This is a genomic window from Capnocytophaga sputigena (assembly GCF_900446695.1).
Taxonomy (GTDB): domain Bacteria; phylum Bacteroidota; class Bacteroidia; order Flavobacteriales; family Flavobacteriaceae; genus Capnocytophaga; species Capnocytophaga sputigena.
On the sequence record NZ_UAVP01000003.1, the window covers coordinates 660,866 to 685,652 of the forward strand.

Below are 24,787 nucleotides of genomic sequence, written 5' to 3' on the forward strand. Positions count from 1 at the left end.
TAATTTGTTACTTATTTGTTACTTGTCGCTTGATAGATACTAAAAATACCTGCTAACAAATAGGAATAAGTAACTGTTACTCCTATCCCAAAGGCAGAAAGCCCTATCAATAAGCATACCATTCCAAAGGCGGTAACGATAAGGGCTGTAAAAGGTGCTCTCATTATCCGTTGGTAACTATGTCCCATTGCTTTGAAAAGCGACTTTCCCTCCAATACAATGATGGGAACAGTGAGTACAAACACTAAGGATATGATAGTGGTAAGCGCTAAGCCTAAAGCAGCTGTTCCTATAACGATAGCACCTACTGAAACTAAGGTTTTTAAGCACATTTGCAAAATCACATGTCCTAAAATATCATTGGTTTCACGCACGTGATAGTAAGCAAAAAGGTTGCGGAAGGAAGGGCGGCTACCAGCTATCACCTCGACGTAATTTTTATAAACTCCCGCTGTGAAAGGGGTAATAATTCCATCGATTAGCAAGCAGAAAAACCAAAATTTTATCAGGAAATGAGGTTGATTTACATAAGCAGTCAATCTTTCGGGGTTTTTGCTGAGTTCTACGATTCCCTCAATAGGCATTCCCCAAATGGTGGTGAGTAGCAAAGCGTATATAGTGAAAACTACCACAAAGAGGAGAAGAGCTCCCAAGAGGTGTATACCAAAAGTAGCTTGTACTAATTTTAATGCATTGATAAATACGTTCGATAATTTCATAGGGTTAGGTTAAAATGATTGTGCCAGCACGAAATTCCTGCGAATGAGCTGTTCATCCATTCCCGCTGCAAAGTTTTGTTTGTGATATTTTATGAGGTATATATGTCGTACGTAGTATTTTACTTTGCTGTAAAACAGAGCTGTAGGATCTACTTCGCCTGTGATGTAGATAGGCACTTGCTCGGTATCAATATCTAATTGTTCAATAGAAAAAAGGATGTAGTAGAGAAAATCTTCAATAGTTTCATAGCTAAAGCGATTGAAATAGTAGAGCTTTTTATTTCTGAAGACTACAAAGTAGAAAGAGCCTACTTCGGCGTAAATATACATTACTTCCAAAGCGTGTGAGGAGTAATGTTTGAGGAACATTTTGAGCAGTGAGGTAGCGAAATGCTGATAGTCGAACCTGCCATAATAAGAGAGCAAAGCATTGTTTACAAGAATGTTAGGCACGTAGGCATTTACTGTTTCGACAGAGAGAATCTTATCGATTTCCACAGTTTCGGGGGCGACATTGTTTATATCGATGCTGTACTTAAGATAGTCCAACATCTCGTCCTTACCGCCGTACAGAGATTGTGGGATAAGGGCAAAAAGAGAAGTGTTGTGCAAAACCCTGATGGTGGTAAAATCTTGGCGAAGGTCTTCTTCACTTTGGATTACACGTTCTACTTGTTCATTTATTTCTTCCTGAGTTTTATAGCTAAAATTCACAGGAAAATTGTAGATAGATTCCACGCAGGTAAGCACAGGGTTAAACACACAAAAAGAAAGTCCATCCAAGTTGATTTGAATGGACAATTCCTTGAAATACGTTTCTAAATGTTTATTGTTTTGCGATTTTTGCGTCATAAGAAGTTGGCCAGTTACCATTTACGGTGATTTCTTTTAGTGAACCTACTTGGATATTAGGACCTCTTACATCTTCTACTGAAGTTTTTTGAATTTCTTTAGCTACTAAGCCTTCATCTAAACCTTCTAGTATATCTTTTTTAGGCACATAAACTTGGAAGACTGATGATTTTACACCGTTTTTATCGGTAATTTCATCTGTTTCCATTATAAATTTACCTGGTCTCACACCTTTGAAAGTAGGTAAATCACCCATAGTTTTGTAACGAGTATCGTTTTTAAACAACGAATCTTTTACTGATACATATCCTAAGGTATCAATACGCACTCCTTGACGCATCACGTCAATGTTAAAACCTTTGTCGAACTCTACCCAGCTAGTATCGCGTTGAGAAGTGATGGTAAAGCGTGCATTTTCTACAAACTTAGTAAGTTCGTCGAAATTTTTAGCGTAAACACCATTAATTTTTAAATAAGCATCTTGAACATTGCGAATGTCCTTCAACTTTTTGATCACCTCAGTGTAGCGATTTTCCTTAATTTTGTTAAATTCAATAGGACCTGTGATAGATCTGTAAATTAGGAAGCAGAACACGAATCCTAATAGATAAAATGCAATTTGTAAGATTTTTTTCATCGTTTTAATATTATATTAAATAAATTTTTTTTGACTGGCATAGCGCAAAACTACAATCTTTTTTTGAAACTAAAAAATTATTTTAACTTTTTTTTATATTTTTGTGCGCTCAATACTTTTTACGATGGATGAAAAAGCCTTTCTCAACGCTCTCTTTCAGGCGTTTAAACATACCCCTACCCCTTCACAAGAAGTTGCTTTGCAAATGCTCACCAACTATCTTTTTGATGCTAATGCCTCGCAAAAAATATTCTTGTTGAAAGGATTTGCAGGTACGGGAAAGACCTCTATCACGCGCTGCCTTATCGCTACACTTCCCCTGATTCACCACCAAGCGGTACTTTTAGCACCGACGGGTAGGGCAGCTAAAGTGATGTCGCATTTCGCTAAAAAACAGGCGTTCACTATCCATAAGTACCTTTACTACACCACAACAATGGGCACTGAAATATCCTTCAAACTGCGTGCCAATAAACACTACAATACCTTATTTATAGTAGATGAGGCATCGATGCTCGCCGATATAGACGACCTGATGCGCTTTGTCTACTCGGGCAAAAATTGCAAGTTGTTACTTATAGGCGATACTGCCCAGCTACCACCTGTGGGTACTGAGGTGAGTCCGGCATTGAGTGTGAGTCATTTAGAATATCAATATAACAAAGAGGTTCTCTCTACTACCCTCACTGAGGTGCTACGACAAAAAAACAAATCGGGGATTTTGCGCAATGCTACCCGCCTGCGCAAAACGCTTTTCGGACAAGCTAAATCACCCGATTTTCTGTTCAGCCTCAAAAGTCCTGATGTTATCCGGCTCACGGGTAGCGAGGATATTGCCGATGCTATTAACGAGAGTTATGAACTTTACGGAAGTGAAGAAACCGCTATTATTGTGCGCTCTAACAAGCGTGCTGTAGGGTGGAATGCCTATATACGCCGCACTATCCTTGATATAGAAGATGAAATAGCGGCAGGCGACCTGCTAATGGTAGTGAAAAACAATTATTTTTGGTGCAAAAACAACCCCGAAGTGAGTTTTATTGCCAATGGCGATATCATAGAGGTACTCCATATTTATAGTTTTTACGAAGAATACGGTTTTAGATTTGCTGAAGTTTCTGCACAACTCATTGATTACCCTAACCAACCGCCTTTTGATACTGTAATTCTCCTCAACACCCTCTACAGCGAAGCGCCTGCCCTTACGCCTGCTGAAAACCAACAACTCTACGAAGAAGTGCTCGCCGATTATTACGATGAACCTTCATCATACAAAAAACACCAACAACTGAAAGAAAATCCGTACTTCAATGCTTTACAAGTGAAATTCTCCTACGCTATTACCTGTCATAAAAGTCAAGGTGGACAATGGGATGTTATTTTCATTGAAAAGCCCTACTTACCTGAAGATTACGTAATTGACGAAAGTTACTACCGCTGGCTGTATACTGCTCTTACCCGCGCCAAACAACAAGTATATTTGATAGGATTTCCTGATACAGACTTTAATTGACAATTGATAATTTTGCATCATAAAGAAAAGCCCCCACTTCGCTGAAGTGAGGGCAAAATAGTTCTAATACTAAAACTTACATACCTAACTATGAGCCCTTGCTGGCTTTACCTGTTGCTTGAATAACAGCGGCTTGTGTAGGGCATACACCGTTGATTTTATCACCTATACCTACATAGCGCACTTCGCAATGAGGATAAGGTGCGAGTACCTCACTGATGAAAGTGCGAAACTCCACATCATTCCATTCAAAATGGTGGTCGTCGTGGCGGATAGCGTTCTGAGGGTCATCAAAATAATACTTGTTGAATCTGCTATCGGGGGTGGTGATAATCATTTTGTGAAAAGGGATTTGCAAACATCTTTCTACCAAAGTCTTAGCATCGGCAGGAGTGTTGTGTTCAATCACTTCGGTAAGGAGGATATTCACCGGTTTTTGGTATGCAAAATCATCTAAACTACGCAGGAACACAAGGTTGTCAGTCTCCATTTTGTAAGAAAGACTTTTGGCATAATCGGCTACTGCAGGGTCTATATCGGTTGCAAAATAAGGGTGATTATAACTGTAGTTCTTGCGCATAAAACGGCGGTAGTATTTCAGTTCACCACAGCCTATATCCAAAATAGGGAAATCGAAACCAAACTCTTTTACCGCAAACTCCATACGACTGCCGTGAGTATCAGTAAATTGGAACTCAATATCAAGTCCTTTAGCTTTGAAATACGCCTCGAAAGCAGGTTTTATTTCATTGAGTTGGCGCTCGCTCTTCACGGCGCGCTTGATAAAGAGGTAGAACACAAAATAAGGCACATCGTCTATATTGGTGAGGATACGCGCGTATTTTTGGGCGAAAAAGTCGTCGATATAAGTATATTCGCCATATTCATTGGTAATATGCGTAATCACAGCTATAAAGCTGAGCAAGTTGAGCGCCTCAAAAATGGTTTTTCCTTCTATTTTAAGGGCTACATTATTACCGATAAGAGGGGTGATTTGGCAATTTTTGAAATAACGTTCCATTAAAAAACGTCCGCCACTGTACCAAGAAGAATTGATATAGAGGTTTTTAACCTCAATAGTACACGGCTGGTTATCCACCTCACTGCGTTTTTTGCCCAACCATTTGATTTCCTGCTCGAAATAAGATTCTTTTTCCTGCAATTGGTCTTTGAAAAATTCGTTGCAACAATGCAAGATTACCAAAGGCGAACAATAGCTTTGGAAATCAATTTGGTTGCTCTCTTCAGGTAGATAACTGTAACGAGTATCTTGAAAAACTACATCGTACTGATGCGCATTTACCGCATTACCTATGAGTTGCCCATTGCGAAGGGATTTGGCATAGATACCAAAATCGGTGTTAGGGTTTTTATTGAGAACATCCAATAAGTGAGGATTGTTGGAACGTATTTGTATAATCATAATCTACCAATTTACTAATGAAAGCACAAAAGTAAGAACAAATTGGCTAATTCACAAATTATTCTTACTTTTGCACCTGAATATTAAAATGATAAATAAAATGGCAGACACTCAACAACTCACTCCCGAACAATACGAACTCTTCAAAAACGCTGAAAAACGCCTTAAACAAAAGAGACTTTTGTACATTCACTTCTTTGTAATGGTTTTAGGCTGTATATTTTTTGCTGTTGCCAATAAAGTATTAGGTTATGGGGTAGACTATAACTGGTATATTTGGGCAAGCCTTATTTGGCTTTTCTTCTGGCTATGGCACGCAATGAACGTGTTCATTTTCAATCGATTTTTAGGTAAACAATGGCAAGAAAAACAACGCGAACGACTCATTGCTGCCCAACAGAAAAAACTCATTAAAATGGAAGCTGCTGTGGAAAAAGAATTCGCCACACAAAAAGAACAAGCACAACGCGAATTATCAGTTGAACAAACTGCACAAAGTTCTACTTCCAACACAAATCCTACAGTGTAAATTCTATGATTACTCTTATAGCTGCCGCCGATGAGCACAATGCTTTAGGTAAAGGAAGCGATTTGCTTTGGCATTTGCCTGAAGATTTCAAACATTTCAAACGCCTCACTACAGGGCATTGTATTATTATGGGGCGGAAGACGTTTGAGACTTTTCCTAAACCTTTGCCTAATCGCACCCATATAGTGATTACACGTCAAAAAGACTATATAAAAGAAGGCATCATAGTAGTAAAATCCTTAGAGGAAGCTATTGAAAAAGCACTTGCCATAGACCCCAACCCTTATGTGATAGGAGGTGGTGAAATCTACGCTCAAGCATTGCCTCTTGCCGATGTGATAGAGTTCACACGTGTGCACCACACTTTCCCAGAAGCTGATGTGTTTTTCCCTGAATTTAACACTGAAGAATGGGAGTTAGTAAGCTCTGAACCTTTTGAAAAAGATGAGCGTCATGCTTATAGGTTTGTTTTTGAGAAATACTTAAAAAGGTAAGAGATAAGAAAAATAAAAAAGGCTGTCTAAATAGACAGCTTTTTTAATATTATAAAGGTTTTGTTTTGTAGGGGCATTTGCAAAACGCCCCTACAATGTAACTAAAAACTGAGTGTTACTCCTGCTAAGTAATTCGCTTCGGCAGCGGGAATATATACCATTCCGTAGCCATTATCGCCATAAGGAGTGTATTTGGTGTTGAAAATGTTATTCCCCATTACCGAAAACAACACTGATTTGAAAGTGCTTTTAGGCTTCCACTCGTATTGCAAACTGAGGTTATTCACAAAATAAGCATCAAGTTTTGCTTGATCACGTTCGGTGTTATCTACATATTGTGCACCCACATATTTAGAAATCAGCCCTATCTGAAAACCATCAATAGGCATAAAAGTAATGGTATTACCAAGCACTACATCGGGAGAATAGGAAATGCGGGTGTCGCCCCAACTAATAGTGCGAGTGGCTACATCAGCATCTTGACTTTTATAATCTTTGTTTAGATTTTTACTAAAAGCTAAATTGGGTGACCAGAACCAACGCTCTGAGAGTTGTACCATTGCATCGGCTTCAACTCCTGCACGATAGCTCTTACCCACATTCTCACGGATAGGATAACCAGTGCTGTTGAGTTTCCCTGAAAGCACTAATTGGTCTTGATAAGCCATATAATAACCATTGAGATTCAAACGCACTTTGGGGGTGGTGAGTCGCCAACCGAGTTCGATATCGTTGAGTTTCTCGGCGATAGGTTTTTTAGCATTAGGATCGTCCTGCAAAGCTTCGTAATAACTTTTGTAATCGGAGCGGTTAGGCTCTTTAGTAGCACGTGCATAAGAAACATAAAGGTCGTTGTGTTCATTCAAAAAGAAGGTAAGACCTGCTTTAGGATTGAAGCTGTTAAGACTTTCATCTACCTTGTATTTATTAGCCTTATAACCTACGTGACGGAATTGCAAATCGGCAAATAAGCTCCATTTAGGGGCAAATTGCCAAGTAAGTTTCCCGTAACCTGCGGCTTCTTCTTTGGTGTTGAGTCCTTCGTAACTATAGCGATTGCCATATACAAAAGGCGCTTTTTCTGCCCATAGCAAATCTTTGTAGTGAGCACCTTCATAACGATTGAGCAATCCTCCAAAGAGCAGTTGCATGCCGTCTTTCTGATAGTTTGCCGAAAAAGTAGTACCCCAGAAATCGTTGTTCAATCCTTGTTGGTGAATGATGTATGCTTTTTGCTCCTTGCCTGCTCCATCGAGTACTTTAGGCAAGCCTACCTTAGAATATTTTTTCTTCTCATAGTTCTCCCAATATCCTTTACCTTTGGTGTAGTGAAATGAGAGTTGCGTATGCCACGCAGTACTCCACTGTTGTGTCCAGTGCAATTGAGCATGGTCTTGCTGATAGTTATCAGTTTCGTTGTCGTAGAAACGTTTGTTACCAGCGGCATCTTTATAAGCTCCCGCAGGATTGTAACGGCGATTGCTATTCAAAGTTTCTTTATCCACTCCTAAATAAGTGAGATATACACTTTGTTTGCCACCAAATACCAATCCTTTGATGAGCGTACCTCCGTGACTATAAGCACCTTGCAAGAAGTAGGATTTAAGATCGGAGGAAGCGCGGTCGCGATACCCATCACTTTTGATTACAGAAAAGCGTCCGCTAAGCTCAAAACGGTCATTGAGTTTTCCAGTGGAAAGTTTAAGGCTGTGTTTGTGAGTATTATAACTGCCATAGAAGTTGGCGAGTTCCCCTGATGCGTGCTCTTGTACGGCATCGGTGAGGACGTTAAGGCTTGCGCCGAAAGCTCCTGCCCCATTAGAAGATGTGCCTACCCCGCGTTGCAATTGTATGCTTTCGGCAGAAGAAGCAAAATCGGAGAGATTATACCAAAATACCCCTTGCGATTCGGAGTCGTTGAGCGGTATGCCGTTGATAGTTACATTGGTGCGGTACAGGTCGCTCCCACGTACAAACATATTGCTACTGCCAAAGCCCGAACCATCTTCGGAATAGCTCACCACATTAGGCAACTGACCTAACAATAAAGGCAACTGCTGACCGAAATTTTTGGTCTTAATTTCCTCCTTAGAGAGATTAGAAAAGGTTACGGGAAGTTTTTTGGTAGCCCTCACCGACGATACTAATACTTCGTCAAGCTGAATGGGCTTAGCTGGAGAGATAACAGAATCTAATGGAGATTCCGCTTGTTGTGCTATTGCTGAGGTAGAGATGGCAATAGCTGCGTACAAAAGTACATTTTTCATTAAAAAATAAGGTTTTTTAACAAATAAAAGAGGTGATTATTTGGTGTGTTAATAAAATAAAAAAAGCCTGTTTATGCTACCCAAAAGCAAAAACAAGCTCCATTCGCTTAGTTTCATTCCTTGTACGGGATTATCCGTTCAAGTTCAATGGGTATGATCTCAGCCTATTACAGCACCCCTTATGAGACGGCGGCAAAAGTACAAAATAATTCCGAAATACAAAATACAAATGACAAAAAATTGCCAAGCATTAATAATACTTGGCAAAATCTTTAAGAAGAAAGCTATTATATGTTTATATAAGGTGTTACAACAAAAGATTATTGATTTGAAAAACACATAATAGCTTTCTCATATTAGAATTTATAACCCACCCCAATTTGGATAACGCGATTTTTTAAAGGGGAATCATTATTATTAGACAGGTTAGTTAAACCATAGGTAAAGTTAGCGTCGAAGAACAAGCCCATATCCAAATTGTATTCAGCACCTATTCCTATGCCAAAATCAAATCGTTTATCAGGATCAACAGATTCTGTTTTATCGCTTGTTTTAGCTTTCATATTAGCTAAATATCCAAAATTAAGACCTACTTTTGGGCGAAATCCTGCAAAGTCATATTTCAACCAGATAGGTACGTTCAGTTGGTTAAGAATAGTAGTAGTGTCGTCAACATTTACCTTTCCTGATATAGTTCCCAACGGACTTTTAGTAGTAGTTTCTATTGATTTTAATTTTGCTCCTTGAGATGAATAGGAAATACCTGCTTCGAGGAAAAGTTTATCATTAAAGCCATATTCAGCAAAAGCTCCAAAGTGGAAACCAGTTCTAAAACCATATTCTGTTTTAACAGTAGTTGTAGTACCCAAAACTGTTGTTATTACTTCATCAGAAGGAAGTGTAGCAAAATTGACACCTGCTCTAGCACCCAATTTAATTTCTTGAGCATTAGCAGTACAAATCGTTGCAATAGCAACGGCGATAGTTGTAATAATTCTTCTCATTTTTAATAATGGTTTAAAATTAGTTAGAAAAACACCTTATATATTTTTTTGATATTTGTATACTGAATGTAATATTAATTTTAGCGCATAATTACAATAAATATTGATACTATGCAAATATTTTAACTTTTATTTTTAAAGTAGAAATGTAAATATTTTGAAAATCAGATAAATAATAAATTTATAAAAGTAAAAATTTGCCAAAGATGTGAGCCACACGGGCTGTTTACATCTTTGGCAAAATATTATTAACTGTTAGTTGTTAACTATTAGCTGATTAGGCTTGTCCGGTTACACCAAACAGAGGTATGGCGTGACGGTCGTCGCTATTAGAGATTGTTCCATTAGCTTGTTCAAACTTTTGGATATTATCATCTAAAGCAAATAGCAATCGTTTGGCGTGCTCGGGGGTAAGAATAATGCGACTGCGCACTTTTCCTTTGGGCATCCCTGGCATTACACTCACGAAATCTACTACAAACTCGGTAGATGAGTGGTTGATAATCGCTAAATTAGAGTACACTCCTTTAGCAATCTTATCGTCGAGCTCAATGCTCAACTGTCCTTCTTTTTCTTCTACTTCGTTCATTGTTTATCTCGATTTTTTCTTTTCGACTACTGGTTCCATATCAGCCTTAGATCCTACGATGATTTTCTCGTACTCTTTAAGACCTGTACCTGCAGGGATACGGTGACCAACGATTACGTTTTCTTTCAAGCCGTCGAGGGTATCTATTTTACCACTTACAGCTGCTTCGTTCAACACTTTAGTAGTTTCTTGGAAGGAAGCTGCTGAGATGAACGATTTAGTTTGCAATGAAGCACGTGTGATACCTTGTAACACTGGCATAGCGGTAGCAGGAATGATATCACGAGCAATTACCAAATTCTTATCAGAACGTTTGAGGAGTGAGTTTTCATCACGCAATTCGCGGAGGCTCACTATTTGTCCTGCTTTCAAGTTTTCGGAATCACCTGCATCTTCTACTACTTTTTTACCGAATAGACGATCGTTTTCTTCGATAAAGTCGTCTTTGTGAACCAACTGACCTTCGAGGTAGAGGGTATCACCTGGGTCTTGAATTTCGACTTTACGCATCATTTGGCGAACGATAACCTCAAAGTGTTTGTCGTTGATTTTCACCCCTTGGAGGCGGTATACCTCTTGTACTTCGTTTACTAAGTACTGCTGTACAGCTGAAGGTCCTTTGATACGCAAGATATCATCAGGAGTTACAGAGCCATCGGATAGAGGTTTACCTGCACGTACAAAGTCGTTTTCTTGTACCAAGATTTGGCTTGAGAGCTTAACCAAGTACTTGCGTTCGTCGCCTAAACGAGAGGTAACGATAACTTCTTTATTACCACGTTTGATTTTACCGAATGATACCACCCCGTCGATTTCGGATACGATAGCAGGGTTTGATGGGTTACGCGCTTCGAAGAGCTCGGTAACACGAGGAAGACCCCCAGTGATATCCCCAGCTTTTGCAGAACTACGCGGTATTTTCACGAGTACTTTACCTTCTTCAATCTTGCTGTTGTTATCCACCATAATGTGGGCACCTACAGGCAAGTTGTAAGAACGGAGCGTTTCACCATTTTTATCAACGATAAGCAAGGTAGGAATCAACTTTTTGTTACGTGATTCTACAATCACTTTTTCTTGGAAACCAGTTTGCTCATCGATTTCTACTTGGTAAGTAACCCCTTGTTCGATATCTTCGTAAGCGATTTTACCAGAGTATTCAGAGATGATTACAGCGTTGTACGGATCCCATTGGAAAAGCAAAGTGCCTTTTTTCACTTCTTGTTTATCTTTTACAAAGATGTGAGCTCCATAAGGGATATCGTGTGTTTGAAGCACCATTTTAGTAGTAGGGTCGAGAACGCGGAGTTCTGATGAACGAACTACCACATCTACAGGGTTTTGTTCGTTGTCTTTACCACTTACTACGCGCAAATCTTCTACTTCGATGATACCATCGAAACGCGCTTCAGTTTTATTTTCTTCGGATACGTTACCAGCAACCCCACCCGCGTGGAAAGTACGCAAGGTAAGCTGAGTACCAGGCTCACCGATAGATTGGGCAGCAACTACACCTACAGCTTCCCCTTTCTGAACCATACGACCAGTAGAAAGGTTGCGACCGTAACATTTTGCACAAATACCGTGTTTTGCTTCACAGGTAAGTGCAGAGCGCACTTCTACCATATCGATAGGTGCAGCATCTATTTTATCTACTATTTTTTCAGTAATTTCTTCACCAGCAGCTACGAGGAGCTCTTCGGTAAGAGGATTGTATACATCGTGGAGTGATACACGACCCAAGATGCGTTCGCCAAGGGTTTCTACAACTTCCTCATTCTTTTTGAGCGCACGTACTTCTACCCCGCGCAAGGTACCGCAATCTTCGGTGTTGATGATTACGTCTTGTGAAACATCGACCAAACGACGAGTTAAATAACCAGCGTCGGCAGTTTTCAAAGCGGTATCGGCAAGACCTTTACGAGCCCCGTGGGTAGAGATGAAGTACTCGAGGATTGACAAACCTTCTTTAAAGTTCGACAAGATAGGGTTCTCAATAATTTCGCCCCCACCTACGCTAGATTTTTTAGGTTTAGCCATCAAACCACGCATACCAGTAAGCTGACGAATCTGCTCTTTAGAACCACGCGCTCCAGAGTCGAGCATCATATACACAGAGTTGAATCCTTGCTGGTCGGTACTGATGCGTTTCATCGCCAATTCAGTAAGTTGAGCATTGGTAGATGTCCATACGTCAATCACTTGGTTGTAACGCTCGTTATTGGTGATGAGACCCATATTATAGTTCATCATAATACCATCAACGAGACCATTAGCTTCAGCAATCATATCCGCTTTTTCTTGTGGGATGATGATATCTCCTAAGCTGAATGACAATCCACCTTTGAAGGCGAAACGGTAACCCATATTCTTGATTTTATCCAAGAAATCACCCGTTACAGGAATGCTGGTTGCTTTGAGGATACGACCGATGATGTCGCGGAGAGATTTTTTAGTAAGTACTTCGTTTACATAGCCTACTTCCAAAGGCACCAACTCGTTGAAGAGCACACGCCCCGTAGTAGTTTCTACTATAGGATAATACACATTGCCATTCTCGTCGAGGTCGCGTACTTTCACTTTGATGAAAGCGTTGAGGCTCAATTTACCTTCGTTGTAAGCGATATTTACCTCTTCAGCAGAATAGAATGTGAGACCTTCACCTTTGATAGGGTACTCAGGGGTAGATTTACGACCTTTGGTGATGTAGTAAAGCCCCAAGACCATATCTTGAGAAGGTACGGTGATAGGAGAACCATTGGCAGGGTTGAGGATATTGTGAGAAGCCAACATCAAGAGTTGAGCTTCGAGGATAGCCTCAGGACCGAGAGGCAAGTGTACCGCCATCTGGTCACCGTCGAAGTCGGCATTGAACGCTGTACACACCAATGGGTGCAACTGGATAGCTTTCCCCTCAATGAGTTTAGGCTGGAATGCCTGAATACCCAAGCGGTGCAATGTAGGGGCACGGTTGAGGAGTACTGGGTGACCTTTGATCACGTTCTCCAAGATGTCCCATACTACAGGTTCTTTTTTGTCGATAATTTTCTTAGCTGATTTTACCGTTTTTACGATACCGCGCTCAATGAGCTTGCGGATTACAAACGGTTTATAGAGTTCGGCTGCCATATTCTTTGGCAAACCGCATTCATACATTTTGAGTTCAGGACCTACCACAATAACGGAACGAGCAGAGTAATCCACACGTTTACCGAGGAGGTTCTGACGGAAGCGTCCTTGTTTACCTTTCAATGAATCGGAAAGAGATTTAAGCGGACGGTTAGATTCGGTTTTTACCGCTGATGATTTACGAGTGTTATCGAAGAGTGAATCTACAGACTCTTGCAACATACGTTTTTCGTTGCGCAAAATCACATCAGGTGCTTTGATTTCCATCAAGCGTTTGAGGCGGTTGTTGCGGATGATCACACGGCGGTATAAGTCGTTGAGGTCGGAAGTTGCAAAACGTCCTCCATCAAGCGGCACCAATGGACGCAATTCGGGCGGGATTACAGGAATCACCTTCATTATCATCCATTCAGGTTTGTTTTCGCGGTTCTTTTGAGATTCACGGAAGGCTTCTACCACTTGTAAGCGTTTAAGCGCTTCGGTTTTGCGTTGTTTAGAACTTTCGTTGTTGGCTTTGTGGCGCAAGTCATAAGAAAGGGCGTCTAAATCCAAACGTTCGAGGAGTTCTAGGAGACACTCGGCACCCATTTTAGCGATAAACTTATTGGGATCAGTATCTTCTAAGTATTGGTTATCAGCTGGAAGACTCTCGGTAATAGCGAGGTATTCTTCTTCTGAAAGGAAGTCTAAATATTGTAAATCTTCACCTTCTGGACCTTTGGCAATACCTGGTTGGATAACTACATAGCGTTCGTAGTAGATAATCATATCCAACTTTTTGGAAGGAAGACCTAACAAATAGCCGATTTTGTTAGGCAAAGAGCGGAAATACCAAATGTGAGCGATAGGCACCACGAGGTTGATATGTCCTACCCTTTCGCGGCGTACTTTTTTCTCGGTCACTTCCACGCCACAACGGTCGCAGACGATGCCTTTATAACGAATGCGTTTGTATTTACCACAAGCACATTCATAGTCCTTTACAGGACCAAAGATACGCTCACAGAACAACCCGTCGCGTTCAGGTTTGTGAGTACGATAGTTGATAGTTTCGGGTTTAGTAACCTCGCCGCGTGAAACGGCTAAGATAGATTCGGGGGAGGCCAAACCGATCGAAATTTTATCAAATTTAGGAACAGCTGTTGTTTTTTCTCTTGCCATATTGTTATGGTGAATATAATAAGTTTATGTGACCTCGTTGGGGAGTCCCCACGAAGCCTATTTACAAAATATCGTGCAAAAGTACTACTATTTTTTGAAATGGCAATAGTTTTTTGAGAATATTTTTTGAAAAAGTTTTTAAGTAGTTGAGAGTTGGGAAATTAGGGGAATTAGCAAATTACTGTAAGGCAAGAGGAATTCTGGGAGTTCTCGGGATTCTCAGAGTAAAGGTAAATCTACTCATTAGCAAATTGTTTCATTGTGTACAATATCAATTCGGTAGTGTTTTTTTCGGTGACTACCCAGATAGATTTATCGTAATCTACATCTATAGCGATGGGCGAAATAGACTCTACGGGAAAATCTTTTAACAAGTTACCTTTTTCGTCGTATAGGTAGGCTTTTTGAGTGTTCTGTTCGGTTACTGATACGTAGTTCATTGCGCGAATGCGAAACAATTTAGGACGGCTGTATTTTCCTTCAGTGAGTTCGATACGCTGATTACCAATAGTGAGTATATTCCCTGAAAGTGAGGTAAGTACATAGCGATTTCCACCCCAATAAAAAGGTTCGGTAAGTGATAGGTTTTTGCGGGTCATTCCGCCTTTTTCGTCTATAGAGATAAGCGTACCATCAGTATTAGTGAACATAAAGAGGTTACCTAACACCAAAGGCGGATTGTTAGAAAAACTATAGGCGCCTTTCACGGTAATACGGGGCTCGCCATTACGGTGCAAGATGTTGAAAGTGCCATTGTTAGATGAGTAAATGAGATAGTCTTTCCCATTGAAACGATAGTGTTTAGGGGTAAACAAAGGTTTGCCATTCGCACTCTGGTTAAAACCTTTCACTTCTTGTCCTTTCTTATCTAAAAGGTGAAGAGTATTACCTTCGGCAAAGAGGAAACGATATTCACGATTACTTTCGTAATCAAAGACTTCTAAGGGCGTAATGGGAGTTTTATATTGCAAAGGGAAAGGTGCTACATTATTGCCATTGCGATCGATAACCCAAATGGATTTTTCGGTAGTGAAAGCCATTTGTAGGAAGCCATTTTTGAACAAATCTACTTGGTAGATAGGGCTTTGTATTTTTCCATCTAAGCGTTTTTTCCACAATAGTGAGCCGTTGTTACCTATGAGATAGAGGTAGTTATTCTCATCTTGCACAGCAATTTCCAATCGTTTGGTGCGGTGATTTAAGAGAATAACAGGCTCACTTGCCATAGCATCGTCTAAGGCAAAGCGGAAACGCTCGCGCATCTCATCAGAAAGGGTGCTTTCAGTTTGTTTTTCACTTACAAAATTCAGCACGTAATAGTCGTTTTGAGGCGTTTGCTGGAAGAGAGCCCAACGATAATTTTCGGCTATTGCAGGAAAACGACTGCTAAAAGATGGATTGTCGTAGAGATTGACAATGCGGGAGAAAGTAACATTTGAAGCACTATTTTCCTCTAATAAACCAAAGGCTTTATTCGCTGATAACACATTTCCTCGCTGCATATCATTCACTACAGAGATGAGGAGTTCTTTGGTTTTGGTGAGTACCAATTGCTTTTGATATACGCCTGCATAACGCGGAATGAAATCTTTTACAAATGAAGTGAAGAAACCGACGGGCAGGTCGGGGTTGAGTTCGTACATCGGGAAGTTGTACTGGAAATCCTCGGAGAGCACGGGTAGCTGTTGGAGGGTTTCATCTACATCAAATGAGGAAACAACTGCAAATTGACCTTCGGTTACGCGCCCAAAAGCAACCCCATTGATAGAAGTTCTAAAGGGACTTTCCTGTGCTATACTGTCGTTTTGTGTTAGTTTTTCGGCATCATCAAAAGTATAAGCATCGATGCTGAGCACGCGGGCAGGCATTAGACTTAACGCATCGTTTTGATAGGGGACAGTGTGGAGCATCACATCGGTATTTGCCTCTTTATCAATAGTGGTTACCCCACTGAGACGCACATTGTTTTCTTCTAAAAAGAGATCAAAAGCTACCCAGTTTTTACAATTTGCAAGTGGTTTTTCACCAAAGAAAGGTTCGAAATAATCGTTGGCAGCGTTTTTTTGTAAAAATAGGTTTGCTACACATTCAGTACCGCTAATTTGTTGTAGTTTTTCTAAATCCTGTTGAGCATCGCTCTTGTTTTGTTTGTTTAAAGAAGTGTACTCAGAAAGTTTTTCGCCATCGCTGATGAGCAAGTAATCACCATAAATTGTATAGAACCACTCTTTGCCAAACAAGGCTTGTTTTTGCACTTGTGCAGAGGCGTTTTTCCAAGTAGTTGATTTCTCGTTATTTTCTTTTTTACAAATAAAGAAGCAATTGCCTTCAGTAGAAAATGCTACCCATATATCATCATTTATGGGTAAAGTTCCTAAGAGTTTTACCTCGTGCAAACGCAATATACGAGGGTTATGAGCTTTCCAAAAGCTATTGTTCGTAAGGGCACTCAGAAAGTTGTCGCGGTTGTTGATATGGTAGATGAGCTCAGTATTTTCGGGGAAAGTAAAAGGAGTGATGGTTGCTTTTTTTTCTTTAGAAGTACAAGCAACCAAAAAGAGCAAGGTTATTATGTAGAAACAATACTTCACTACTTAAAAATATTGATGATGAAAGTGCAAAGATATGTAATAATTAACAAATTAGCAAATTACGGATGGTGAAAATACTCATACACTTTTTTACCTCTAAAACCTACGACCTTTGTGAGTTCTTCTAATGTAGCCTCACGGATGCGTTTTACGGATTTGAAGTGTTGGAGGAGTGTTTCTTTGGTTTTATCGCCTATCCCCCCTACTCCATCGAGTTCGGATACGATAGCTGATTTGCTGCGTTTTTGGCGGTGGAACGTAATACCAAAACGGTGAGCTTCGTCACGCAATTGCTGAATTACACGCAGGGTTTCGGAACGCTTATCTAAATACAAAGGGACACTATCTTCGGGAAAATAAATTTCCTCTAAACGCTTGGCAATACCTATAATGGCTATCTTACCGCGCAATTCTAACTGTTCTAAGGCTTTTAGAGCTGATGAGAGTTGCCCTTTACCTCCATCGATGATAATGAGTTGAGGCAGCGGTTGCTGTTCATCTAACAAACGGCGGTAACGGCGATATACCGCTTCTTCCATAGAGGCAAAATCGTTAGGACCTTCGACAGTTTTTACATTGAAATGGCGATAGTCCTTTTTGCTCGGTTTGGCATTTTTAAAGACAACACAAGCTGATACAGGGTTCGTACCCTGAATGTTAGAGTTATCGAAACACTCTATATGCACGGGAGGTACCGAGAGGTGCAAATCGCGTTGCATCTGGGTGAGAATGCGATTGGTATGGCGTTCAGGGTCTACTATTTTTTCTTGTTTGAACCTATCTTGACGGAAGTGTTTGGCATTGCGCAAGGAGAGTTCCAAGAGTTGTTTTTTCTCACCTGCTTTAGGGATAGTAGCTTGCAATCCGTCGGAAAGGGTTACATCAAAAGGTACGATAATTTCCTTAGATACAGAGAAGAAGCGTTCGCGAATATCAATAATAGCATATTCTAAAAGTTCTCTATCCGTCTCGTCCAATTTCTTTTTAATCTCCAAAGTATGAGCGCGCACAATCGCTCCATAAGCCACTTGCAAGAAGTTTACATACCCATATTCTTCATCTGAAACGATAGAGAATACATCGACATTGGTAATTTTACTACTCACAATGGTAGATTTAGCTTGGTAGTTTTCCAAACTTTGTATTTTCTGTTTGATGAGATGCGCTTCTTCAAAACGCATTTCGGCAGCTAATGCCATCATTTCTTCTTTGAAATGCTTGAGTGCTTCTTTGAAATTTCCTTTGAGAATTTCGACTATTTGCTGGATATTATTGTTATAATCTTGTTCGCTTTGATATCCTTCACAAGGTCCTTTACAATTTTTTAAATGGTATTCCAAACACACTTTAAACTTGTGATTGGCTACGTTTTGGGGCGACAAATCGTAGTTGCAATTACGCAAGGGGAAGAGTTCTTTTATCAAATCTAATAGTGTGTGCACCGTTTTCATACTCGTATAGGGACCGAAATACAAAGAGCCGTCTTTCACTACTCGGCGTGTGGAGAAGACACGGGGAAAGCGTTCTTTTTTGACGCATATCCACGGATAGCTTTTATCGTCCTTTAAAAGAATGTTGTAGCGAGGTTGGTATTTTTTAATAAGGTTGTTTTCGAGTAGTAAAGCATCGCTTTCGGTAGCTACCACGATATGCTCAATACGTACGATTTTGCGCACCAAAATGCGTGTTTTAGCATTATCGTGTTCTTTTTGGAAATAAGAGGAGACGCGTTTTTTGAGATTGACAGCTTTGCCTACATAGATAAGGGTATCGGAGGCGTCATAGAACTGGTAGACGCCAGGGTTATTAGGCAAGGTTTGCAATTGGATATCTATGGACATAGGGGTTAGGGGTTAGAGATAGAAAAGAGGCTACCGAAAGTGGCAGCCTCTTTTTTTTGGTTTTATAAAGATAAAAATGTTCCTAAAACTATTTTACCAAGTTGATTTCAACACGGCGGTTAAGTTCTCTACCTTTCTTAGTTTTGTTAGAAGCGATAGGTTTTTCAGGACCGAAACCTTTAGCAGTAAGACGAGCTTGGTCAATACCTTTATCAATTAAGTAAGCCTTAACTGAGTAAGCTCTATCTTCAGAAAGTTTTTGGTTTTTAGCTTTGTTACCACTGGTATCAGTATAACCTTCTATTGAGAATTTAGCGTTTTTGTATTTGTTCAATACATTAACGATGTTGTTCAATACAGTAGCTGATTCAGGACGGATAGTAGCTTTGTTCACATCGAACAAGATAGTTTTAGCAAAGCTATTCAATTGAGTTTGTACTTCTTGAGTTACTTCAGGGCAACCGTTGTTAGAAGCAGGTCCAGCTTCTTCTGGGCACTCATCATCTTTATCAAGTACACCGTCACCATCGGTATCAGGCCAAGGGCAACCGTTGTTTTCTTTAGGACCAGCAACATCTTTACATTGGTCTACGTTATCAGCAACACCGTCACCATCAGTATCAGGGCAACCGTTGAATTCTGGTTTACCAGCTTCGTCTGGGCAAGCATCATCTTTATCAGCGATACCGTCACCATCTCTATCTGGGCAACCTTTTAATTCAGGAAGACCAGCTTCGTCTGGACAAGCGTCGTCTTTATCAGCTACGCCATCATTATCGCGGTCAGGACAACCGTTCAATTCTTTTTTACCTGGATCGTCTGGACAAGCGTCATCTTTATCGGCTACGCCATCTTTATCACGGTCTTTTTTACCGAATTTAATGGTAATACCAGCAGCGTGTTGGAAGTAGTCTTCTTGAGAATCAGATTTGAAAGTTGGGTTGTAAGCAGTTTGCAAGTTGATACCGATGTTTTCAGTAAACCAGAAGTTTACACCACCGCCACCTAAAGCGCGGAATTTACCTTCGTTATCAATAGCAGCATAGCCACCACCTACTTGCAAGAATGGGTCGAACCATCTTGCAGCTTTCCATAGAGAGTTCAAGTGGTATTTCACAGCTAAATTAGCAGCCCAGAAAGACAAGTCTACTTTGTTATCAAGATCTTTGTTATAACCAAAACCTTTTTCGATTTTGTTTAATGATCCAGATAGTTCAGCAGAGAAACCTGAACCAATGTATCTACCTACAGAAAGACGAGAAACAGCGGGAAGGATGTTGATATCACTTGGTCCACCCCAGTCTTTCATCAAGTCCCCAAATGCATCTGGAGTACGTATATCGACTGTATTTACTCCAAATCCTATCTGCCAAGGACTGTTTTCATCTTGCGCTTGAACTCCTACTGAAAAAGCAGCAGCCAAAGCAAATAAAGTTAATTTGATTTTCTTCATACTTAAAAATGAATTTTGATTACTATTTAAATTTGGGGGCAAATATAAGTATTATTTTAATATCTATAAATTTTTAAGTGCATTTTTTTTTGTTAAAATTGATAAACCCTAAAAAAAAGACTTGAAAACACAGTGTTTAAAACAGTATTACACATTGCTCCATTTGTTGTTAATTTATTGATTACAAGTTAATTACATTCAGATTACAACCATTTTACCAAGGCAAAATCTTGACGGTGTGGCAATAAATTATTTTTAGGGAAAATTCGTATTGCCAAGTGTAAAGCGCCTGGATATTCGGAAGCAATCTCTAATTGATAAGTAGCTTTATTACCTTCTTGCGCTGCTACTGTGAACTCAGTTGTAGAGAGGACTTTGAATTTATCGTCTTTTTGTTGAGCGACTACAAGTTCTACCCCTACATCTTCAGGGCGCAAATCACCTAATTCTAAAGTGATTTCACCTTTGTAAGTTTTACCGATAGAAATAAGTTGCTCGTTGCGATTAGGCACTTTGAAATCGGCTACCTTTATATTATCCCATTCTTGAGTTACTTTGCGTTTCCAATTAGAGAGCTCAATAGCTGTAGCAAACTTATTGTCTTTCAGTTTGGTAACGCGTTCAGTCATCGGGTAATAATATTGGTTTTCGTAATCGGTGAGCATACGAGTAGTGGTGAAATTCACGGCTACTTTGGCTATCGTGTTTTTGATAAGGGCGCACCAACGAGATGAAATACCATCTTTATTCTTATCATAGAATATAGGTGCGATTTCGTCTTCGATGATGTTATAAATCGTCTCGGCATCCATTTCGTCCTGATACTGTTGGTTTTCGTAGGAACGTTCCATAGGTAGCGCCCAACCAGCATCTTCGCGGTAGCCTTCTACCCACCAACCATCGAGCACACTGAAGTGCATTGTGCCATTCATCGCTGCTTTTTCACCACTGGTTCCAGAGGCTTCAAGCGGACGTGTAGGGGTGTTCATCCACACATCGACTCCTTGTACCATGTGGCGTGCGAGTTCCATATCGTAGTTAGGTATGAACAATATTTTACCTAAGAACTGCGGCAATTTAGAGATTTCGACGATATTTTTAATCAAATCCTGACCCGCTTTATCGGCAGGGTGAGCTTTACCAGCAAATATAAACTGTACAGGGCGTTCAGGATTATTTATAATTCTATCTAATCGTTCTATATTGGTAAAGAGCAAGTGTGCGCGTTTGTAGGTTGCGAAGCGGCGTGCAAAACCAATAGTAAGGATATCTTCACGCAAATTCTCTTTGATTTCCACTAACTGACGCGGAGAGAAATAAGGTGTATTTTTCTCTAAACGCAATTTTTGTTCTACACGTCGCAAGAGTTTAGAACGGAGCGCAGTTTTGATTTCCCATACACGTTGATCGGATACTTTATAGATACCTTCAAAGCTCTTAGGGTCGTAGTGGTGCGTTTTGTAGTCTTTACCAAAGACTTCATTCTCTACTTCTTTCCAAAGACCGGCTGTCCAAGTAGGTTGGTGTACCCCATTGGTCACATAGCTGATATGTAGTTCTTCAGGCATATAGCCAGGCCACAAGTCTTTGAGGATATCTTTGCTCACCTCACCGTGAAGCCAGCTCACACCATTGACCTCTTGGGAGAGGTTGGCAGCGAGGTTACTCATTGAGAATTTCTCGTGAGGGTTGCTCAGGTTAATTTTACCGAGAGCGAGAATTTGTTCCCAATTCACGTGCAATTTATCGGTGTAACTTCCTAAATAAGCGCGTAATAATCCTTCTTCAAAAGCATCGTGACCTGCAGGTACAGGAGTGTGTGTAGTGAAGAGAGATGAGGCGCGTACTACTTCCATTGCTTCGGAGAAAGTAAGGTTGTTGTGTTCGATAAATTCGCTGAGACGTTCCAAACCTATAAAGGCAGCGTGACCTTCGTTGCAGTGGTAGATATCACTATTGATACCTAATTTACGCAACATTTTGATACCGCCTAAACCTAACAACATTTCTTGTTTGAGACGGTTTTCCCAGTCACCACCGTATAAGTGGTGAGTGATAGAACGGTCGTCTTCGCGGTTGTTTTCGAAATCGGTATCGAGGAGATAGAGTTCTATACGACCTACATCGACACGCCATACACGAGCATAGAGGGTACGCCCAGGTAGTTCGATAGAAATTACTATCCACTTACCAGTCTCGGGGTCGAATACAGGGGTTACGGGTATTTTAGAGAAATCTTGAGCTTCGTAGTCGGCTTCTTGGTTACCTGCTGAGGACAGTTTTTGGGTGAAATAACCATAGCGGTATAACAAACCTACCCCAGTGATTTTGGTAGCTTTATCACTAGCTTCTTTTAGATAGTCGCCCGCTAAGATACCTAAACCTCCTGAATAGATTTTCAAAGAAGAGTGCAAGCCGTATTCCATACTAAAATAAGAAATAGACGGACTTACCATTTCGGTTTTTTTAGCCATATATTCCTGAAAATCACCATATACTTTGGAGAGGTTACGCATAAATACCGCATCGTTTTCCAACTCTTTATAACGAGAGAGGGAGATGCTATCAAGCAAGGCAATAGGGTTTTTGCGCACTTCTATCCATTTTGCTTTATCAATGTATTTGAACACTTCGTAAGCCTCATCATTCCAGCACCACCATAGGTTTTTAGCGAGTCCTTCGAGAGGTTGCAAGGCTTCAGGGATAGCGCGGTGGATAATCACACTGCGCCAATTAGGAGTGTTTACCACTTTAGATTTTTCTAAATAGGCTACACCATCGGTTTCTACCGGAGGAAGACTTTCTACTCTATCCTCTATATTTTCGAGGGTGAGTTCGTAACATTTGATATAGTACTGTACTAAGTTTTTCCAAAGAGCGATTTCGGAAACTTTACCGGCTGTTTCGCGCAATGCTTGAAAATCGTCATCTTTGCTATCTAATAGATTTTGTATGTTTTTGACGATAGCTCCTACTACTTCACCATAGTTGCTATCAGTACGATTGACTACTTCTATAGCTTTTTGTTTTTGAGGATAGTAGTCATTCACCCATTTGCCAAATCCTGCCAAATTAGTGGTGATAGTAGGCACTTTGAAAGCTAAACTTTCCAGTGGAGTATAGCCCCAAGGTTCGTAGTAAGATGGGAAAGCAGTTCCATCTAAACCGATGAGCAAATCGTAGTAAGAAAGGTTGAACACGCCGTCATTACCATTGAGGTAACTTGGGCAGAAAATCACTTTTACCTTATCCTCCTTGCGGTTGAACAATTGCTGCTCATTGATGCGTTTTACAATGGCATCATTATAAACATCGGGGAGGATGTGAGTGAGGTGTTTTTGTTCGTTAGGGGTAGTTTTTTCGGGGTGGTGAAGGTTGTTGAGCAATCCTTGATTAGGAGCGTCATAGGCTGTAGGGATAAGTATATAAGCCAATAACTCTTTTTTGTTTTTAGGATTGCGATTGAGGGCACCTAAAGCATCGATAAAGGCATCGATTCCTTTGTTGCGGAACTCGTAACGACCGCTGATAGCAACGATTTTGGTATTCTCATTAATAGGTTGCGTTACCAGAGCTTGTGCCACATTGATGAGGCGTTCTCTTGCTGCTTTGCGTTTCTTATCAAAATCTTTTTCAGCAGGAACAATAGCATCGTTGAAGCCATTAGGGGTGATAATGTCAGTTTTTCTACTGAGGAAGTGCTGAGCTTCTTGGGCTGTAATTTCACTTACAGTAGTGAAGCAATCGGCTACTTTAGTAGTTTCTTTTTCGAGGAAGTGCTTGTGTTGTACCCCAAAACGGTAAGCCATTTCTTCTGGGTTGTAGTTTTTCATTTCGTTGTAGAGCGGATAGCCATTGCCTGCTATAGAACGCCCTACGACTGTAGCGTGAGTAGTGAAAACAGAGCCTATTTTAGGCATTTCGCCTTCTAAATAGAGTAATGCACTACCTGTCATCCACTCGTGGAAGTGACAGATTACATTTTCGCGTGAGGCTGTGTTGAACTTCACGAAACTCTCGATTACTTTTCCAACGGCATAGCCAAAGAGAACAGATTCTACATAATCCCAAGGGCTATTGAAAGAATCAAGTTTATAGTTATCCCAATAGTAACGTAAAACTTCATTTTTAGCGCTTACATAATGAGAAAAATCGACAAGAATAACAATAGGATTCCCCTCTATTTTCCAATTACCAACACGTACGCGCAAGCCTTCGGAGGCTGCTTTGGCACGCCAAGATTTGAAGAGTCCTGGGTTTTCTACAAATTCTTTATTTTCATTGTGTTGCCAGATATCAGGACCTATCAGAATATATTTACTTCTGAATTGTTTGGCAATAGCAGGGGCTTTAGTAGCGATAACGGTGTGGATACCGCCTACTTTGTTACATACTTCCCAACTGGTTTCAAACACATAGTCGGGGTTGAATTTCTTTGTCATATTCATTATATTTAATGGTTAGTTTTTAGTTAACGGGGTAACAGCTAATGTTATGTTTATATTTATAAAAAATATGCTGCAAAGATACAAAGATTTTTATTGACTGCAATACTTTTGGGGATTTTTTTAGATAAGAGATAAGG

The 24,787-nt window shown here is 40.3% G+C and carries 15 protein-coding genes; 3 read left to right on the forward strand and 12 right to left on the reverse strand.

All coding sequences use genetic code 11. The features are described from left to right. Positions 1-11 precede the first annotated feature (11 nt). Genes DR017_RS03060 through DR017_RS03070 form a run of 3 tightly spaced genes read right to left on the reverse strand, consistent with a single transcriptional unit; the run spans position 12 to position 2,208 of the window. Positions 12-719 (reverse strand): hypothetical protein, encoded by a 708-nt coding sequence (locus DR017_RS03060; protein ID WP_002680639.1) that lies wholly within the window; start codon positions 717-719, stop codon positions 12-14. A 9-nt stretch (positions 720-728) separates the two neighbouring features. Further along, the gene (locus DR017_RS03065; RefSeq protein ID WP_040361522.1) at positions 729-1,571 is read right to left on the reverse strand and encodes a DUF3822 family protein; all 843 of its coding nucleotides are present in this window, start codon (positions 1,569-1,571) and stop codon (positions 729-731) included. Then, complete coding sequence (locus tag DR017_RS03070) at positions 1,546-2,208, reverse strand: hypothetical protein (protein WP_040361519.1); 663 nt, start codon at positions 2,206-2,208, stop codon at positions 1,546-1,548. The genes DR017_RS03065 and DR017_RS03070 overlap by 26 nt, the downstream gene beginning before the upstream one ends. 124 nt (positions 2,209-2,332) lie before the next feature. Between DR017_RS03070 and DR017_RS03075 the strand changes: the two genes are divergently transcribed. Further along, a complete protein-coding gene (locus DR017_RS03075; protein WP_002680604.1) occupies positions 2,333-3,721 on the forward strand; it encodes an ATP-dependent DNA helicase in 1,389 nt (462 codons plus the stop codon). 88 nt (positions 3,722-3,809) lie between these two features. Here the strand turns inward: DR017_RS03075 and DR017_RS03080 are convergent, their stop codons facing one another. Then, entirely contained in the window at positions 3,810-5,144 is a 1,335-nt protein-coding gene (locus DR017_RS03080; RefSeq protein WP_002680635.1) for a class I SAM-dependent methyltransferase, read from the reverse strand. 100 nt (positions 5,145-5,244) lie between these two features. On the opposite strand from DR017_RS03080, the gene DR017_RS03085 reads away from it, so the two are divergent. Continuing rightward, positions 5,245-5,673 (forward strand): 2TM domain-containing protein, encoded by a 429-nt coding sequence (locus DR017_RS03085; RefSeq protein WP_002680634.1) that lies wholly within the window; start codon positions 5,245-5,247, stop codon positions 5,671-5,673. Positions 5,674-5,678: 5 nt separating this feature from the next. Further along, positions 5,679-6,167 (forward strand): dihydrofolate reductase, encoded by a 489-nt coding sequence (locus DR017_RS03090; RefSeq protein ID WP_002680649.1) that lies wholly within the window; start codon positions 5,679-5,681, stop codon positions 6,165-6,167. A gap of 101 nt (positions 6,168-6,268) precedes the next feature. On the opposite strand, the gene DR017_RS03095 is transcribed toward DR017_RS03090, so the two are convergent. The 8 genes from DR017_RS03095 to glgP form a co-directional block, all read right to left on the reverse strand. Next, positions 6,269-8,434, reverse strand: coding sequence for a TonB-dependent receptor (locus DR017_RS03095; RefSeq protein WP_002680582.1), 2,166 nt, complete (start codon positions 8,432-8,434; stop codon positions 6,269-6,271). Between the two features lie 356 nt (positions 8,435-8,790). Beyond that, positions 8,791-9,438 carry a porin family protein gene (locus DR017_RS03100; protein WP_002680566.1) on the reverse strand — a complete coding sequence of 216 codons (648 nt, stop codon included), beginning with the start codon at positions 9,436-9,438 and terminating at the stop codon, positions 8,791-8,793. A 277-nt stretch (positions 9,439-9,715) separates the two neighbouring features. Next, the gene (locus tag DR017_RS03105) at positions 9,716-10,027 is read right to left on the reverse strand and encodes a DUF3467 domain-containing protein (RefSeq protein ID WP_002680598.1); all 312 of its coding nucleotides are present in this window, start codon (positions 10,025-10,027) and stop codon (positions 9,716-9,718) included. A 3-nt stretch (positions 10,028-10,030) separates the two neighbouring features. Beyond that, the gene (gene rpoC / locus DR017_RS03110; protein ID WP_002680640.1) at positions 10,031-14,317 is read right to left on the reverse strand and encodes a DNA-directed RNA polymerase subunit beta'; all 4,287 of its coding nucleotides are present in this window, start codon (positions 14,315-14,317) and stop codon (positions 10,031-10,033) included. A gap of 236 nt (positions 14,318-14,553) precedes the next feature. Next, on the reverse strand, positions 14,554-16,908 hold the full coding sequence (locus DR017_RS03115) for a hypothetical protein (RefSeq protein ID WP_040361515.1): 2,355 nt from the start codon (positions 16,906-16,908) through the stop codon (positions 14,554-14,556). 59 nt (positions 16,909-16,967) lie between these two features. Continuing rightward, positions 16,968-18,749 (reverse strand): excinuclease ABC subunit UvrC, encoded by a 1,782-nt coding sequence (uvrC, locus tag DR017_RS03120; RefSeq protein WP_002680613.1) that lies wholly within the window; start codon positions 18,747-18,749, stop codon positions 16,968-16,970. Positions 18,750-18,837: 88 nt separating this feature from the next. After that, entirely contained in the window at positions 18,838-20,202 is a 1,365-nt protein-coding gene (locus DR017_RS03125; RefSeq protein WP_002680557.1) for an OmpA family protein, read from the reverse strand. Between the two features lie 203 nt (positions 20,203-20,405). Beyond that, a complete protein-coding gene (gene glgP / locus DR017_RS03130) occupies positions 20,406-24,650 on the reverse strand; it encodes an alpha-glucan family phosphorylase (protein ID WP_040361512.1) in 4,245 nt (1,414 codons plus the stop codon). Positions 24,651-24,787 lie beyond the last annotated feature (137 nt).

Bases quoted from the DNA above. Each gene is read 5' to 3' on its own strand.
- DR017_RS03080 (WP_002680635.1), bottom strand. From the start codon at position 5,144: ATGATTATACAAATACGTTCCAACAATCCTCACTTATTGGATGTTCTC.
- DR017_RS03125 (WP_002680557.1), bottom strand. From the start codon at position 20,202: ATGAAGAAAATCAAATTAACTTTATTTGCTTTGGCTGCTGCTTTTTCA.
- DR017_RS03065 (WP_040361522.1), bottom strand. From the start codon at position 1,571: ATGACGCAAAAATCGCAAAACAATAAACATTTAGAAACGTATTTCAAG.
- uvrC (WP_002680613.1), bottom strand. From the start codon at position 18,749: ATGTCCATAGATATCCAATTGCAAACCTTGCCTAATAACCCTGGCGTC.
- DR017_RS03095 (WP_002680582.1), bottom strand. From the start codon at position 8,434: ATGAAAAATGTACTTTTGTACGCAGCTATTGCCATCTCTACCTCAGCA.
- rpoC (WP_002680640.1), bottom strand. From the start codon at position 14,317: ATGGCAAGAGAAAAAACAACAGCTGTTCCTAAATTTGATAAAATTTCG.
- DR017_RS03100 (WP_002680566.1), bottom strand. From the start codon at position 9,438: ATGAGAAGAATTATTACAACTATCGCCGTTGCTATTGCAACGATTTGT.
- DR017_RS03085 (WP_002680634.1), top strand. From the start codon at position 5,245: ATGGCAGACACTCAACAACTCACTCCCGAACAATACGAACTCTTCAAA.
- DR017_RS03090 (WP_002680649.1), top strand. From the start codon at position 5,679: ATGATTACTCTTATAGCTGCCGCCGATGAGCACAATGCTTTAGGTAAA.
- glgP (WP_040361512.1), bottom strand. From the start codon at position 24,650: ATGAATATGACAAAGAAATTCAACCCCGACTATGTGTTTGAAACCAGT.
- DR017_RS03060 (WP_002680639.1), bottom strand. From the start codon at position 719: ATGAAATTATCGAACGTATTTATCAATGCATTAAAATTAGTACAAGCT.
- DR017_RS03075 (WP_002680604.1), top strand. From the start codon at position 2,333: ATGGATGAAAAAGCCTTTCTCAACGCTCTCTTTCAGGCGTTTAAACAT.
- DR017_RS03070 (WP_040361519.1), bottom strand. From the start codon at position 2,208: ATGAAAAAAATCTTACAAATTGCATTTTATCTATTAGGATTCGTGTTC.
- DR017_RS03105 (WP_002680598.1), bottom strand. From the start codon at position 10,027: ATGAACGAAGTAGAAGAAAAAGAAGGACAGTTGAGCATTGAGCTCGAC.